This window comes from Vibrio sp. SCSIO 43132 (assembly GCF_019904195.1).
Classification (GTDB): Bacteria; Pseudomonadota; Gammaproteobacteria; order Enterobacterales; family Vibrionaceae; genus Vibrio; species Vibrio nigripulchritudo.
Genome location: NZ_CP063199.1, coordinates 2,534,207 through 2,549,613 on the forward strand (window position 1 = coordinate 2,534,207; position 15,407 = coordinate 2,549,613).

General features: G+C 43.9%; 11 protein-coding genes and 1 riboswitch. Of the genes, 5 read left to right on the top strand and 6 right to left on the bottom strand.

The genetic code is table 11. From position 1 onward, the window contains the following. Nucleotides 1-92 precede the first annotated feature (92 nt). On the top strand, nt 93-884 hold the full coding sequence (elyC, locus tag INR79_RS11290) for an envelope biogenesis factor ElyC (RefSeq protein WP_223094247.1): 792 nt from the start codon (nt 93-95) through the stop codon (nt 882-884). Between the two features lie 76 nt (nt 885-960). Here the strand turns inward: elyC and torR are convergent, their stop codons facing one another. Beyond that, nucleotides 961-1,674, bottom strand: coding sequence for a two-component system response regulator TorR (gene torR, locus INR79_RS11295; protein WP_022551009.1), 714 nt, complete (start codon nt 1,672-1,674; stop codon nt 961-963). A 296-nt stretch (nt 1,675-1,970) separates the two neighbouring features. Here torR and torD point away from each other — a divergent pair, with 296 nt between their 5' ends. The 4 genes from torD (at nt 1,971) to INR79_RS11315 (ending at nt 5,379) form a co-directional block, all read left to right on the top strand. Then, nucleotides 1,971-2,612, top strand: coding sequence for a molecular chaperone TorD (torD, locus tag INR79_RS11300; RefSeq protein WP_223094249.1), 642 nt, complete (start codon nt 1,971-1,973; stop codon nt 2,610-2,612). Nucleotides 2,613-2,928: 316 nt separating this feature from the next. Continuing rightward, nucleotides 2,929-3,933, top strand: coding sequence for an HTH-type transcriptional repressor PurR (purR, locus tag INR79_RS11305; RefSeq protein ID WP_004400957.1), 1,005 nt, complete (start codon nt 2,929-2,931; stop codon nt 3,931-3,933). A 161-nt stretch (nt 3,934-4,094) separates the two neighbouring features. Continuing rightward, nucleotides 4,095-4,188: riboswitch (cyclic di-GMP riboswitch) on the top strand. 124 nt (nt 4,189-4,312) lie between these two features. Next, nucleotides 4,313-4,903, top strand: a complete 591-nt coding sequence (locus tag INR79_RS11310) for a TfoX/Sxy family DNA transformation protein (RefSeq protein ID WP_022551011.1) — start codon at nt 4,313-4,315, stop codon at nt 4,901-4,903. Nucleotides 4,904-5,049: 146 nt separating this feature from the next. Continuing rightward, the gene (locus INR79_RS11315) at nt 5,050-5,379 is read left to right on the top strand and encodes a putative signal transducing protein (protein ID WP_223094251.1); all 330 of its coding nucleotides are present in this window, start codon (nt 5,050-5,052) and stop codon (nt 5,377-5,379) included. On the opposite strand, the gene INR79_RS11320 is transcribed toward INR79_RS11315, so the two are convergent. The 5 genes from INR79_RS11320 to topA form a co-directional block, all read right to left on the bottom strand. After that, nucleotides 5,357-6,154 carry an alpha/beta fold hydrolase gene (locus INR79_RS11320; protein ID WP_022592888.1) on the bottom strand — a complete coding sequence of 266 codons (798 nt, stop codon included), beginning with the start codon at nt 6,152-6,154 and terminating at the stop codon, nt 5,357-5,359. The genes INR79_RS11315 and INR79_RS11320 overlap by 23 nt on opposite strands. 201 nt (nt 6,155-6,355) lie before the next feature. Next, nucleotides 6,356-7,813 carry a glycogen synthase GlgA gene (glgA, locus tag INR79_RS11325; protein ID WP_223097000.1) on the bottom strand — a complete coding sequence of 486 codons (1,458 nt, stop codon included), beginning with the start codon at nt 7,811-7,813 and terminating at the stop codon, nt 6,356-6,358. A gap of 1 nt (nt 7,814) precedes the next feature. Continuing rightward, on the bottom strand, nt 7,815-9,035 hold the full coding sequence (gene glgC, locus INR79_RS11330) for a glucose-1-phosphate adenylyltransferase (RefSeq protein ID WP_022551014.1): 1,221 nt from the start codon (nt 9,033-9,035) through the stop codon (nt 7,815-7,817). A 439-nt stretch (nt 9,036-9,474) separates the two neighbouring features. Then, on the bottom strand, nt 9,475-12,174 hold the full coding sequence (locus tag INR79_RS11335; RefSeq protein ID WP_004406546.1) for an EAL domain-containing protein: 2,700 nt from the start codon (nt 12,172-12,174) through the stop codon (nt 9,475-9,477). 194 nt (nt 12,175-12,368) lie between these two features. Beyond that, nucleotides 12,369-14,999, bottom strand: a complete 2,631-nt coding sequence (topA, locus tag INR79_RS11340) for a type I DNA topoisomerase (protein ID WP_223094253.1) — start codon at nt 14,997-14,999, stop codon at nt 12,369-12,371. Between the last annotated feature and the right edge of the window lie 408 nt (nt 15,000-15,407).

Genomic DNA, 15,407 nt, shown 5'->3' on the forward strand with positions numbered 1-15,407 from the left:
TTCGTGCCGCTTATTCTGTCACAGGATAAGAAGTAATAAAGGCTTCATCGCCTTTTTCATAATCAAGTGATGATTTTTCGGGCTATTTAAGTATGTTTGAGCTGAAAAAAGTGTTTTCTGCGCTGCTGATGCCGCTCCCAGGCTTTTTGATAATTGGGGTGGTAGGGTTATTGTTGGTCATGTTCACGTTGAAACGCGGTACAGGCTGTTTTCTTATTTTCTTATCTTTTGCTGGTATTTTTCTCTCCTCTTTCCAACCTGTTGCCAGCAGTTTACTGATGCCCATGGAGCGCCAACACAAAGGATTTTTACCCGTTGAAGGAACCATTGATTATGTCATGGTATTGGGAAGCGGACATGTTGTTGATGATGATATTCCTCCAACTTCAGAATTGAGCCGTACGGCATTAATGAGGCTTTCAGAGGGTATTCGTATTTTACGCATGTACCCCGGAGCGAAGCTCATTTTATCTGGCTATGCTGGTGGGTCTAAAATCAGCAATGCACGTATGATGGCTAAGGTCGCACTCGCTCTTGGCGTTGCCAAGCCCGATATTATCTTACTGGAAACAGCAAAAGACACATGGGAAGAAGCCAGACAAGCCTCGGTATTCGTTAATAATAAGAAGCTCGTTCTGGTGACATCTGCCAGCCATATGACGCGAGCATTGCGTGAATTTCATGATGCAGGTATGGATCCCACCCCTGCCCCAACCAATTTCCTGGCTTCTAACGGTGCGATGTTGCCTTGGAACAAATACCGACCACAAGCTAAGTACCTAGAATGGACCGAAACCTATTGGCATGAGCGTTTAGGGCTTTGGTGGCAAACCCTTCGTGATTTTGCAACCAACTCAAATGCTCAGTTAAACGAAGCATCCTAAGTGCTTTGAAATTATGAAATTAAAAAACCGAGGCTTTAACCTCGGTTTTTTTGTTTATCATATTGAACGTTCGAACTTAGTCCCCAGCAAACATGTAACCTTCTCCGTGAACCGTCACAAAGATTTGTGGGTTCTTCGGGTCGAATTCCATTTTGGCTCTCATTCTTCTGATCAGAACATCTATCGTACGATCATTTGGTGCATCAACCCGATGACTGATCATATTCAAAATACGTTCACGACTTAACACCTTGTTAGGATGAGAAGACAAAGCAACCAGCAATTCATACTCTGCTTTAGTGAGTTTTACAGGCTCACCATTTTTGCTCAACGCTCGACGTTGAATGTCGAATGTCCATTCACCAAATCGAATGAGCTGACCAGATTCTTCTTTCTGATCGGCTCGTGCTGGTACATGTCGCGCTGCAGAAATTCTCCACAATAGGTTCTTCACTCGAACCAACAGCTCGCGTAATTCAAAAGGTTTTGTCACATAATCATCAGCACCCATTTCGAGCCCAACGATTTTATCAATGCTATCCGTGCGTCCTGTGACGAGAATGATCCCTATATCAGATTGGCTACGTAGTTCACGAGTTAGCATCAGCCCGTCTTCACCTGGTAGGTTGATGTCCAGCATGACCAAATCAACCGAGTTTTCTGTCAGTGCAGAACGCATTTGTTCTCCACTTTCAGCTTCACTCACCTGATAGCCTTCATTCTGGAAATATCCCACCAATTTACTTCGGGTAACCACATCGTCTTCTACGACTAATACGTGATAGCTCATTTACACCACTTTCTTTTGTATTTATAAGGTTTAATTTGTTCGTCGTTATAATTGAAAAAAAGACAAACTCGCCACAGTTTATTTGCGACTCTTTATATTCTATTCACAAATCGTTACATTTCTAGCGAATTCACTAAAATCGAGTTAATTTCCTAACTTTTATTGATTCAAAACAACCTATCCGTTCCTGTTAACAATCCTCTATTTCCTTTCATTTTTCACCATTCTTTGGAATAGTTCTGTTCATTTTTATCCGTTAAAATTGCGTCATCTATTTCGTCCGGAGTGTTAACGCCATGCAAGAAACCAAATTATTCAATGAGAAGCGAGCGGAAATATATTGGTGGCTATCGAGTTTATTTGCTCGTGAGATGAACGATGAAGAGCTTGCGAAATATCAAACTGCTGAAATTCGGGGTTTTATTGGTGGCTTGGCAGAAAACAGTACGCTCAACTCAGCAGCTACACGCTTGATCGAAGCGTTGAATAAACTGCAAGACCGCGAAGATGCAAGGCTGGAGCTTGCGGCTGATTTTTGTGGGTTGTTCCTGACCACCGATAAGCACGCGGCACTGCCCTACGCGTCCATTTACCACTCAGGTCTGTTAAATGGCGAACCAACCAGACGGATGGAAGCGCTATTGCTTGAAAAAAACATCGCCATGATGGAAGGCTTCAAAGAACCTGCCGATCACCTTGCCATACAATTGGATTTTCTGGGCAACTTGATTGTTCAATCAAACGAAATTCTCAATGAAGAAGCGCTTGAACAAGCACTATTGGAACAGAAAGATTTTATTGAAACACATCTTATGACATGGCTGCCGCAGTTTAATGAAAACTGTCAGAAGTATGATGACTTTGGTTTCTATGCCTCTGTTTCCCAGCTTTTAATAGACTTCATCCAATTGGACTGCGATTACATAGCTGGAGAATAGGTATACCAAAGCAACTGCGAGATATTTGGCGATAAGATATTAGATATAAACCCAGTTGCTTAATTCGAATTCATTATCTTCATAAATGTGACACTTGGTATAAATTTTTACGAATCCGTCCATTGTCTAATGCCGAATTAAAGACTAAGATCGTGATCGCAAACGATAAAAATATGAAATCGCTGAAATGTTTAACCTAAGCCGCTGTTTTAATAGCGGTTTTTGTGTTTTTAGCCGAATTTAAATAATACAATTAAAATCCGCCCGCTGAATTTTGATTTTACCTCTCAGCCAGGCTCTACAGGATATTTGTTTTATGGCCACAATTAAAGATGTCGCACGACTAGCCGGAGTATCGACTACAACGGTATCCCACGTTATTAACAAAACTCGCTTTGTCGCTGAAGCCACACAAGAAAAAGTAAAAAAAGCAGTCGATGAACTGAACTACGCACCAAGTGCAGTAGCACGAAGCTTAAAATGCAATACCACACGAACGATAGGAATGTTGGTTACACAATCAAGCAACCCGTTTTTTGCCGAGGTTGTTGATGGTGTTGAAAGCTACTGTTACCGACAAGGCTACACACTCATTTTATGTAACACTGGCGGTATCTACGAGAAGCAACGCGACTACATCCGTATGCTGGCAGAAAAACGCGTCGATGGCATCTTAGTCATGTGTTCTGATCTGACTGAAGATCTTCGCGAAATGCTGGATGCACATGCTTCTATTCCTAAGGTCATCATGGACTGGGGTCCTGAAAGTTCTCAGGCAGATAAGATCATTGATAACTCCGAAGAAGGGGGCTATCTAGCAACCAAGTATCTGCTCGAAAATGGTCACACTGACATCGCTTGTTTAACAGGTCACGAAGAAAAGGTGGCGTGTATCGAACGTGTTGAAGGTTACAAACGCGCACTGAATGAATTTGGCGTGGAGTTCAACCAAGAACGAATTCTTGTTGGTAACTTTGAGTGTGACACAGCCGTTATCGCAGCGGACAAGATTCTAGCAATGGACAAGCGCCCAACTGCTGTGTTCTGTTTTAACGACCTTATGGCACTTGGTGTGATTAGCCGTTTACAGGAGAATGGTTTGCGTGTTCCTGATGACATATCAATCATCGGTTACGACAACATTGAACTGTCTGGGTATTTCTCACCTCCCCTGACTACCGTTCACCAGCCAAAACGTCGTGTCGGGAAAACCGCATTTGAAATCTTACTTCAGCGAATCAAAGACAAAGAGCATGATAAGAGAATCTTCGAAATGCATCCGGAGATCATAGAGCGAAGTTCTGTTAAAAAGTTAAATTGATTTAGTTAATTCTAATAAAGCCTGGTTATAATCCAGGCTTTTTGCGTTTTTGGTCAAATAAGAAACAATATTTATATCTATGCATTTATTTTTTGGATTAAGATCACACTAGAGGCATCTCGATGTGATTCTTGTTCAATTTTTTCTCTATGATTTTACTGTCACGCACAGGGCAAACCATTTGAAAAAGTGGGACGCAAAGCTTCCGGCCTAAATGGATGTATAAAAAATCCAAATGGTAGCGGGGTTGCCGATGGCAAATATGCATACTTCTTTTCCAGAGTTAACCGAACTCTGACATCTGGCTGCATCACTTTGCTATTTTTTCTCGGACCTGAACTTAGTAGTGGCATAACTTCTTTAGCCGAGACAGTACAGCATGGATAAACCAATACTTAAAAACTCATTGAAGCTATTTGAACCATTAGGGACGATTAAATCACGTTCAATGTTTGGTGGTTTTGGCATTTTTGCCGACGACACTATGTTCGCCTTAGTAGTTCAAAACACGTTACATATCAGAGCTGACTCAAAAAGTGCTCAAAAGTTCGAGCAACAAGGTCTAAAGCCTTACGTTTACAAAAAGCGTGGATTCCCGGTCGTCACCAAGTATTTTGCCCTCCCAGAAATCAGCTGGGAAAATACTGACGACATCATCGAAAAAGCATCGCAAGCACTCAAAGTTGCGAGAACTGAAAAGCAGAAGCAAGCCGAGACTAAACCCACTCGCCTTAAAGATCTGCCAAACCTGCGTTTGGGCACTGAACGAATGCTTAAAAAAGCAGGTATATCCTCTGTTCAAGAATTGCAGGATTATGGTTCAGTAGAAGCTTATAAAGCCATCAAGCAAACACATTCTAGTGATGTGGGGCTTGAGCTTCTATGGGCACTTGAAGGTGCTATCAAAGGAACTCATTGGTCTGTTATTCCTCAAGACAGGCGAGATGAATTGATGAAGCGTCTGAGCTAAGTAACCTTTGTAAGAAAGCCTCCTCTCGGAGGCTTTTTTATTGCTGCAATTCACAGTTTGGTGCAGAGCAACAAACCACACTCTCTAAACTCCTGTCATACTTAATATAACTCTAGGTCATTCGACCAAACCAAATAGGAATCATTATGAAGTTGTACTCTGCCTCGCTGCCTACGGAAGCCCACATTGTTTGCGAATTGCTAAAAGCGCAAGGGGTAGATGTGGAAGTACGAGGAGAAGGTTTGTTTGGCCTACAGGGAGAGTTGCCTTTTGGTTCCGATACAGAACCCTATATCTGGTTATTAAACGAATACCAGTACGACAAGGCAAAAACCATAGTCGATGCGTATCTAAACCAATCGGAGAACAGAGAGCAGCCCAACTGGTGCTGCCCTGAGTGTGATGAGTGGATTGAAGCGCAGTTTGGTGCCTGCTGGAAGTGCGGCTATCAGGTCAGCGAGAGTGCTGACGAATAAACTCTATCGACTCTTCGTTAAAAATGTCCGGCTTTTCGACGTTACACACATGTCCACAATCTGGGATTTCAATCAGTTCACTCTGCTTATGTACTTTGACCATCTCTTTGACCGGTCTTAAGAACATATAGTCTTTGTCACCCATCAGATAAAGAGTCGGAATAGGAAGCTCCTTCTCACGGAAATACTTCATCAGTGGGTTAACGTCTGCCGACAAGGTATACCAACGCTTAAATTCTTTCTGGCACAACTTCTTAGCTTCGCGGACAAACAGGTGCCGAGATTCTTTCTGGTTTCGTTGAGGCATTACGATATAGGCAAACAAGCTGTATAACCACATATATGGGATGATATGCTTGCTCCAGTCCCCTACCTTCACCAACACCTGAGAACGGATGTCAAAACGCGTTACAGCGCCTCCCATCACCATGGTCGACACTCTTTCTGATGCCATTTCAGCAAGATTTCGGACAATGATGGTGCCCAATGACATTCCGACAAAATGCGCGGACTGAATCTTAAGATGATCCAATACCTGAAGAATATCCTGACAGATATCTTTGAAGGTATAGCTCTTTTTCATCAACCCCTGAAACAGGTTATTGGACTTGCCATGACCTCTCAAGTCGATGAGTAATAGGTTGAAATGCTGCTTGTATGCCTTGATTTGCTTGAACCAAATCGAAGAACTGCCACCAGCACCATGAACAAAAACCACCCATTCAGAGCTGGTTGGGTGGGTATATACCTTATGAAATAACAATGAGTTAGACATCGCTTAACAATATTTTTTGAAACTTTCTTATTTTATTATCTAAAAGCTTACCACACTCTGAACAAATATGTGGTTTAAGCAGTATTCATCAACCTTCATCAATCATGATTTGTTATGTGAACAAATGAAAAAATAGTAATTTTATAGACTTAAGATAAGAAAAAGCCTCCCGTAAGGAGGCTTAACGTTATTTTGGCGTTTTTAATGGAGCAAGGCTGCCTGATACATATTGACGTATTCTTTGGCGGATGCGTCCCAACTAAACTCGGTATTCATTGCATTGAGCTGTACTCTGAGCATCTCTTCAGGTTGCTGAAGATAGAATATGAGTGCCCGCTGCATTGCTATGAGTAAGGCTTCCGGTGTAGGCTCCAAAAAACCAAACCCGGTTGCGTTAACCCTATCGGTATCATAGTCCGTTACCGTGTCTTTCAGTCCCCCGACCTCTCGAACGATTGGTAACGTACCATAAGCCATACTGTAGATCTGATTCAGACCACAGGCTTCAAATTCAGAAGGCATAAGGAAGAAATCTGCCCCAGCCTCAACCAAGTGCGCCAGGCGATTATTATATGCTTCAATAAACGCAAGTTTATTGGGGAAGCGACGAGCTATCTCATGCAACTTGGCTGCAACCTGTGGCTCTCCCGTTCCAACAATCACTACTTGTGCATCATTCAGAAGAAATTGTTCAAGTATTGGCAGCAGATAGTGAAAACCTTTCTGATGTGTCAAACGGCAAACCATTCCAAAAACAGGAAGATTCTGATTTACAGGAAGCCCCACTTCATTTTGAAGCTGGCGTTTGTTGAGCTGTTTTCCTTCAGCAATGCTAGAAGCACTAGCCTCGTAGTGATACTCCAGATATCTATCAGTTCTCGGATCCCATTCACTGTAATCACAGCCATTCAGTATTCCGTATAGGTCGGCACTGCGATGAACAAAGTCATCCACCATCCCATGAGAACCCAGGGCCGTCATGAGCTCCGCTGCATAATTAGGGCTAACCGCATTCACCTTATCGGCATATGCCACACCGGCTCTAAGCATGCTGATGTGATCTTGTCCGTACTGGATGTTTTCCAAACCAGACAAGTTAAGTTCCGGAATAATTTCCAAGTCGTGGTAGGAGTAAATCCCTTTAAAAATCGCGTTATGAACCGTTAAAACGCTTCGAATAGATTGAAAGCGTTCATCGTGTTCGTAACGGGTTTTTAGAAGGAAAGGCACAAGCCCTGTATGCCAGTCATTGGCATGGACAATATCTGGTTTTATGCCTAGCTTGGGCAGCATATCAAGGCACGCAGAAGCAAAGAATCCAAAACGCTCACCGTTATCAGGGTATGCCTGATTCGACTCAGCGTACAGTTCACTTCTATCAAAATACTGATGACATTCAACTGCATAAACGGGAACCCCATCCAGATCCAGCTTCTTAACCTGATATTTAACATGAGGCCAGAAATCAAGCTCTGTAGTCAGTACCACCTCTGCCTCTTCCCGCCCTGGCAACGTCCGATACCCTGGAATGGCGATAGATACATCGTGTCCCAATGTTTGCAGAGCTTTAGGCAGCGCTTTTGCTACATCAGCTAAACCGCCGCTTTTTACCAAACCTTCCGCTTCAGAAACCGTAAACCAGATATTCATGCGATCCATCTTAGAACCCAACTTTTGTTCCTTTCTTGATGACGACAATGCCTTCCGGTGAGACATGAAAACGTTGAGAATCCAATTCTAAGTCTTCACCAATGACGGTTCCCGGTGCAATCTCGACATCTTTATCAATAATGGTTCGGCGTATTTTACAGCCCGCACCAATTTTTACATCACCTAACAGAATCGATTCGCTGATAACGGAGCCGCTGGCAACGTTGCTTCGATATCCTAATACCGATTTATGGATAGATGACCCCTGAATGTAGCTGCCCCCCGACACTAAGCTGTCATTCACCCGAACTCGGCAGTCGTCGTTACTATCGACAAAAGTTGCGGGTGGTAATGGCGGGTAGTAGGTATGAAGCGGCCAACTGCGGTTGTAGAGAGAGAACTCCGGATCTTTGTCCAGCAAATCCATATGTGCCGCCCAGTAAGAATCAATGGTTCCGACATCACGCCAATAAGCGGTGGCACGCTCACCGTTAATTTTGTTGGTTGAGAAATCATATACGTATACCTCACCCGCCGGGAACATTTTTGGAATGATGTCTTTGCCAAAATCATGGCTTGAAGAACCATTATCGGCATCTTCGCGTAGTTCTTTTCCTAGAGCATCGGCTTCAAAAATGTAATTCCCCATAGAGACCAGCGCTTCATCTGGGCTACCCGGGATAGGTTTAGGGTTTTCCGGCTTTTCTTGGAAACCAATCATCTTCCCGTTTTTATCCACTTCAATCACGCCAAATTGCGATGCTTCTTTAAGTGGCATACGAAGAGCAGAAACCGTAAGCTTCGCTTCCATTCGCTTGTGGAAATCCAACATTTGTCGGATGTCCATTTTGTAGATGTGATCGGAGCCAAAGATGCACACCTGATCTGGCTGCGCAAGCTCTATAAAGCGAATGTTCTGATAGATGGCATCTGCTGTTCCTTCGTACCAGCGTTTTCCGTCGCGCATTTGCGCAGGAATCGGGTCGATAAACCTGTCAGTAATCCCCGACAAGTTCCAGCCTTTTTTCATGTGAAGGTAAAGGGATTGAGACTTAAACTGCGTGAGAACGTAAATTCTCATTAAGTCTGCATTTACGAAATTATTCAGAGCGAAGTCTATCAGACGATAACTTCCTCCAAATGGCACCGAGGGTTTACTGCGTGATTCTGTCAGAGGTCTTAATCTGGAGCCCTCTCCCCCCGCCAAAATCATTCCTAATACACCAGCCATTATATATCTCCATATCTTATAGTTTTCAATCCGAACAATCAGAGAGAACCTCAAATCGTCGCGGCATACGTCCATGTGCTGAGACAGCATGCTGCCAAATGCCAAGACGACATTGCATCGCTAGCTTGAAAGCATAAAACAACATTTTGGGTGATCTCCGAAGAGATAACTGTCGCTCACATGGTGAGCCTGATCTGATAAAGCTAAGAGAATGGAATTTTGTTGATAAATTTCTCATTCCACCAAGCAAATCAAGCGAAAATACTGATATTGTTCATTTTTTTATAATTGCGCACATCTATATTTATACTTTATGGAATGCGCTTTATGAGCTCATTTTTAACTGATTGCATATGCAATTACAATCATTATTTTGCGATCCGTGACAACAAATGCGCAATCAACAGCAAACGTTTGCGCGTTGTAACCTAATCGTTAACTAATTGTTTTTAGCTGGTGCATCCTTGCACAACTTTTGTGCAAGCAATTCTCGAAAAGATATGGCATCTATGGGTGGACTGAAATAATAACCCTGGCTAAATTCGCACCTTTTCGCTTCAAGATATTCATATTGACTTAAGGTTTCGATACCTTCTGCAACCACGCTTAAACCCATGTTATGTGCGATAGAAATGATCGCATCCAGTAAAACAGTAGGCTCTCTAGGTTCATCAATTCTTGCTACAAAAGATCGATCGATCTTCAACTTAGTTAATGGCAATTCATTCAGGTAGCTAAGGCTTGAATATCCTGTTCCAAAATCATCTAGTGCAATTTTTATTCCTAGAGCTTTCAGTTCTCCTATTTTTGCAATGACGTCAGTATAACTTGCTAATAATGACGTTTCGGTGACTTCCAATGTGAGGTATTGGGGAGGTAGGTCGTAACGCTGAAGAATGTTCTTAATATTGGCGACAAAATTTACATCATTAATCTGTAGAGCCGACAGGTTGACGGCGATATCTCGAATCTCTAGCCCTTCGTCAACCCAGGCTTTGAGCTGTGATACTGCCTGATCCAGTACCCAGTTTCCGATCTGAAGGATTAGCCCTGAATCTTCAGCCACAGGAATAAAATGCGAAGGTGGAATCAGTCCTTTCTGCGGATGGTTCCACCTTACTAAAGCTTCTGCAGATTCGATGGTCTGTGTTTCAGTATTCAGGATTGGCTGAAATACCAAAGCGAATTCATTGTTTGAAATCGCACGTCTTAGTTCACTCTCGGTTTCAAACTGAGCACTGCCAATTTCAGACATCGAAGGTTGATAAAAATTAATGGTGCGATTTTTCTCTTTCTTACCAAAGAAGATGGCAAGATCAGCAAAACGAATCAGTTCCGAAGGGGATTCCAGCGGGCGGTCTGACAGCGCAACACCACAATTTAACTGAGTGGAGTAACTGCTGGTACCAAGTAATATGGGCTGCGCGATATCGGTGATCACTTCCTCTAGCCTTTTTGCTACTCGCTCTTCATCGATATAAGGAAGCACATAAATGAACTCATTCCCTCCCCACCTCGCGAAGCTTTCGTCTCGCTGTATTTTGCCACTGACGCGTTCTGAGAGCTCGACCAGCAGCATGTCGCCATATTCGTGCCCATAGTGATCATTAACAAGCTTAAAGCCTTTGATGTCTAACAGAGCTACAGCAAATTCCACCTTTTTAGACTGCCTATCGGAAATCAGCTGAAGCGCGGAATATCGGTTGGGTAAACCAGTCAGACTGTCGTAGCGAGCGTGATATTCAATCTCTCGCTGGTATTCTGCCTGCTGGGTTACATTCTCAAACAAGCCTAAAATACTCGATAGATCACCTGAGTCGTCGTATATGGCTGAAAAACACCAACGAAGCACTTTTTCGCTTCCCATTTCATCCCGATACCCGACCTCTATACGTTTACTGCTGTCTTTGCCATTTTGGTACAGCTTAAGAAACGGCTCTATCGACCATAAATGACGCTTAAGCTGAACCGGAAGCTGCGCGATCTGTCGCCCCTCCACCTCATTTTGATTCATCTGAAAAATTTGTTCGCACAACGTAGACCATCGCTGGATTCGTAAATGAGTATCCCACTCCACCACTCCAAATGGCGAGTTGTCCAGCAAGCTGTTTATGCGGTTGTATGCCTGACTGAGATTGGATTCCTGCTCCATCAAGCGATTTTTGAGTGCATCCTGCTCCTTCAAAACGTTATCAAACTGCTCACAGAATCCCGACAGTTCATCGAGAGTTGCAGAGCTGCCAGACGTGCAGTCGTTCACGTACTGACGGCTTCGACGTAGCAATTCAAAAGTTGGCTTAAGCACTGTATTGGAGAAACCCCACCAGATAATGGCGATAGCCAGCAGATAGCCAAAGAGCAAAAATAGAATATTGCCTGCTAAGTTTTCGACCACAATTGTGAAATAGCTTCGGGTCGAAAGTGAGATAACAATTTGAGGAGATGTGGTCACATTTGGCAGTAACGAACGTTGTTTCTCAATTCTTAGCGAGTCGTCGCTAACCACTTGTGAAGGGAGTAGTCCATTAGTTGCCAATACCACCTGACGGCTATCCAGTAAGTTAATAGACGCCTTGTAAGGGATATTCATTTGCGAAAGCTTGGTCTGCCACCAGTCAAAAGACAACTCTCCTGCTATCGCCGAACGGCTGCCTTTGTGAAACAACCCAAGCGGATAAGCAACTTGCAGAAAAGGTTTGTGAGTTTTTTGATCAGTTAACACTTCGCCTACAGACAGCTTCTGATTCATTATGGCTTGCTGAACATAAATCTGATTGACTATCACCTGCGCATTTTCATGTAACTCAGTCGCCTGACAGATTTGTCCTGAGGTTGGAGAAGTAATGATCAGGTTGGAAAAGTAAGGGCTGAGCTGTAACCAGTGGCGCAGTGCATCCTGACAGTCCACTTGGTTTGTCATTAACGTTTCGTATGAGTAGCTGATGGTATTTAAGAAACGTTCGGATTCCGCGAGCGTCAGAGCCTGTTCGCGTACCAGTTGCTCCGCCACACCCGATGCCCAGCGAGCAGCTGCAGATTTTTCCTGCAGGAACTGCCACCATGAATTCGCGGCGATCAGCACGACAGCAGGAAACAGACCTATTGCTGTGATCAGCAATAATCTCGCTTTAAGCCTCAACCGCTCCCTCCTATCCAACTGACGTTTGACACCGGCAAATGGAATTACATCTCGGGATTATTTTAAGTTTTGAAAATGAGAGTTTTTCGCATATGCCATGCTATTAATAAGTGTTAGCGAGGATAATACTTTCGTCAAACATGATAAGAAAAAGGCAGCCTGTTGGCTGCCTTATCACTATTAGTATCAGTAAATTACGATTTTGGTTTCTTACGTTTATCCGTAATTTCCCACTTTCCATCAATGTAAAGACCTGTCCAGCCGGAAGGTTTGCCATCAATTTCTGAGCGAACATAGTTTTCTTTAGACTTACGGCTAAAGCGCACTACTATTGGTCGACCATCTGGATCGTGAGTCGGAGCTTCCGTCAGGTACTGGAACTTTGGAGAGATACGATCTTTAAATCGAACCAGCTCTTCAACCAAAGGTGCCCTGGTTTCACGAGATTTCGGGAAGTTACTGGCAGCCATAAACAGACCAGATGCACCGTCGCGCAGAACGAAGTATGCATCAGAGTTCTCACATGGCAGTTCTGGGAAGTGAACCGGATCTTCTTTAGGCGGCGCAACTTCACCATTTTTCAGAATCTTACGCGTGTTCTTACAGTCTTCCTGAGTACAGTCCATGTATTTACCGAAGCGACCATTCTTCAGCACCATATCGGCACCACACTTGTCACATTCAACGACAGGACCGTCGTAACCTTTCACTTTGAATTCACCGTGTTCAACGATGTATCCGTCACAGTTCGGGTTATTACCACAAACATGCATTTTACGCTTGTCATCGATCAGATACGCATCCATTGCTGTTCCACAGCTAGGACAACGTTTCTTGGCACGCAGGGCTGCTGTTTCAACGTCTTCTTCCAGGACGTTGATGATGCCTTCTTCATCGCCTAGGTTGATCGTGGTTTTACAACGCTCTTTCGGCGGTAAAGCGTAACCAGAACAGCCAAGGAACACACCAGTGGAAGCAGTACGGATTCCCATCGGGCGAGAACACGTTGGGCATTCAATGTCAGTCAGAACGATGTGGTTTGGCTTCATACCACCCAAATCTTCTTCCAATTCTGCTTTTTCCAGATCACCAGTAAAATCGCTAAAGAAGTTGTCCAGAACACCTTTCCAGTTCGCATCGCCTTCTGCAATCTGGTCAAGCTTCTCTTCCATGCGAGCGGTAAAGTCGTAGTTCATCAGATCGTTGAAACTGTCGTCTAAACGGTCTGTAACGATTTCACCCATTTTTTCGGCATAGAAACGACGCTGATCGACTTTCACATAGCCACGATCTTGAATGGTCGAAATGATAGAGGCGTAAGTCGAAGGGCGACCAATGCCACGCTTTTCAAGTTCTTTAACCAATGCTGCTTCAGTGAAGCGCGCTGGCGGCTTAGTGAAGTGCTGCTTTGGATCAAGTGCAACCAGATCAAGTACATCACCAATCTGAACCGCAGGAAGAATCTGATCTTCATTCTTACCCATTGGGCGCTGAACACGAGTCCAGCCGTCAAACTTAAGGATTCGACCTTTGGCTTTCAGTGTGTATTCAGCTGCTTTCACGCTTAATGTTGTGGAGTCGTACTGAGCAGGCGTCATCTGACAAGCAACAAATTGATTCCAGATTAACTGGTACAGCTTGTGCGCGTCCTTCTCCATACCCTGAAGATCGGCTTCGGTGACTTCGACACTAGAAGGACGAATCGCTTCGTGCGCTTCCTGAGCCCCTTCCTTGCTGCCATATACAATCGGCTTAGCTGGTAGGTACTTGTCGCCGAATTCAGACGTGATGAAGCCACGAACGGCATCAACGGCTTCCGCACTCAAGTTGGTTGAGTCGGTACGCATATAAGTAATGTAACCCGCCTCATACAGGCGCTGAGCAAGCATCATGGTCTTCTTAACGCCATACCCTAGTCGTGTACTTGCAGCCTGTTGAAGGGTAGAAGTGATGTAAGGTGCAGACGGCTTACTCTTGGTTGGGCGATCTTCACGCTTACAAACTTCGTATTTCGCTTTTTCCAGATCCGAAACCGCAGACAGTGCCTGAGTTTCGTTTACCGGTTTAAAGGCTTCGCCATCTTTTTGCGCTACCTGCAAACGGAAATCGGTTTTATCTGCCGTTTTGGTATCAGCGTGGATGTCCCAAAACTCTTCTGGGATAAATGCGTTAATTTCGCGTTCGCGCTCTACCAGCAGTTTTACGGCAACAGACTGAACTCGACCCGCAGATAAGCCACGAGCGACTTTCTTCCACAACAGCGGAGAAACCATAAAGCCCACAACACGATCCATAAAACGGCGCGCTTGCTGAGCATTGACTCCATCCAGATTCAATTCACCTGGAGTTTCGAATGCCTGTTGAATGGCGTTCTTGGTAATTTCGTTGAAAACAACACGTTTATAGCGTTCTTCATCGCCACCGATGATCTCACGAAGGTGCCACGCAATGGCTTCTCCCTCGCGATCCAAATCGGTTGCGAGATAAACGTGGTCTGCGTCTTTCGCTAATTTTTGCAGTTCAGAGACCACTTTTTCTTTACCAGGAAGAATTTGATAGTTCGCTTCCCAATCTTGATATGGGTTGATCCCCATTTTCTTGATCAGTGCTTTACGATCTTTTTCTTTCTTGATACGAGCTTTCTCTTCGGCGCTCATACCTTTTGTCGACACTGCTGCTGCTTTTTTAGTGCCAGTACTTTGGCCAGCGGTAGGAAGATCACGTACGTGTCCTACACTCGACTTAACTATATAGTCTTTACCAAGGTATTTATTAATGGTCTTTGCCTTGGCAGGTGACTCCACTATTACGAGAGATTTACCCATATCTGACTCAAACGTCCTCAAATTCGATTGCATGCATTTAGCGCACACCATTCTGATTCATTGCTTCTTTTTTTACTATTGTGCGAGTTTATAAGAAGGTCAACCAGTTTTTTACATTTCAATTCTGAGTGGTCGACAAGTGGTCGATCTGTAAAATGGCGTTGAATACGGCCACATCTCTCTTAAGATACGTAGCTCAGGCTAAATTTGCGCACATAGTAATCATGCACGTTGCCATACACTAGAGAAAATGACGGATTTCTGTATTGGCTCACAAAAAAGAGACGATTTCATATTGGATTATTGTTGGGAATCTGGCTCCCTGTCTTAATTAACCCTGTATTGAGGCAGCTCAATATTGGCGGAACTTGAGGGCTTGCTATTTGTTGCTTAGGAATTACACTTCCC

Coding starts and splice junctions, on each gene's coding strand:
- purR (WP_004400957.1), top strand. CDS start 2,929: ATGGCCACAATTAAAGATGTCGCACGACTAGCCGGAGTATCGACTACA.
- elyC (WP_223094247.1), top strand. CDS start 93: ATGTTTGAGCTGAAAAAAGTGTTTTCTGCGCTGCTGATGCCGCTCCCA.
- INR79_RS11310 (WP_022551011.1), top strand. CDS start 4,313: ATGGATAAACCAATACTTAAAAACTCATTGAAGCTATTTGAACCATTA.
- INR79_RS11315 (WP_223094251.1), top strand. CDS start 5,050: ATGAAGTTGTACTCTGCCTCGCTGCCTACGGAAGCCCACATTGTTTGC.
- torD (WP_223094249.1), top strand. CDS start 1,971: ATGCAAGAAACCAAATTATTCAATGAGAAGCGAGCGGAAATATATTGG.
- torR (WP_022551009.1), bottom strand. CDS start 1,674: ATGAGCTATCACGTATTAGTCGTAGAAGACGATGTGGTTACCCGAAGT.
- glgC (WP_022551014.1), bottom strand. CDS start 9,035: ATGGCTGGTGTATTAGGAATGATTTTGGCGGGGGGAGAGGGCTCCAGA.
- glgA (WP_223097000.1), bottom strand. CDS start 7,813: ATGGATCGCATGAATATCTGGTTTACGGTTTCTGAAGCGGAAGGTTTG.
- INR79_RS11320 (WP_022592888.1), bottom strand. CDS start 6,154: ATGTCTAACTCATTGTTATTTCATAAGGTATATACCCACCCAACCAGC.
- topA (WP_223094253.1), bottom strand. CDS start 14,999: ATGGGTAAATCTCTCGTAATAGTGGAGTCACCTGCCAAGGCAAAGACC.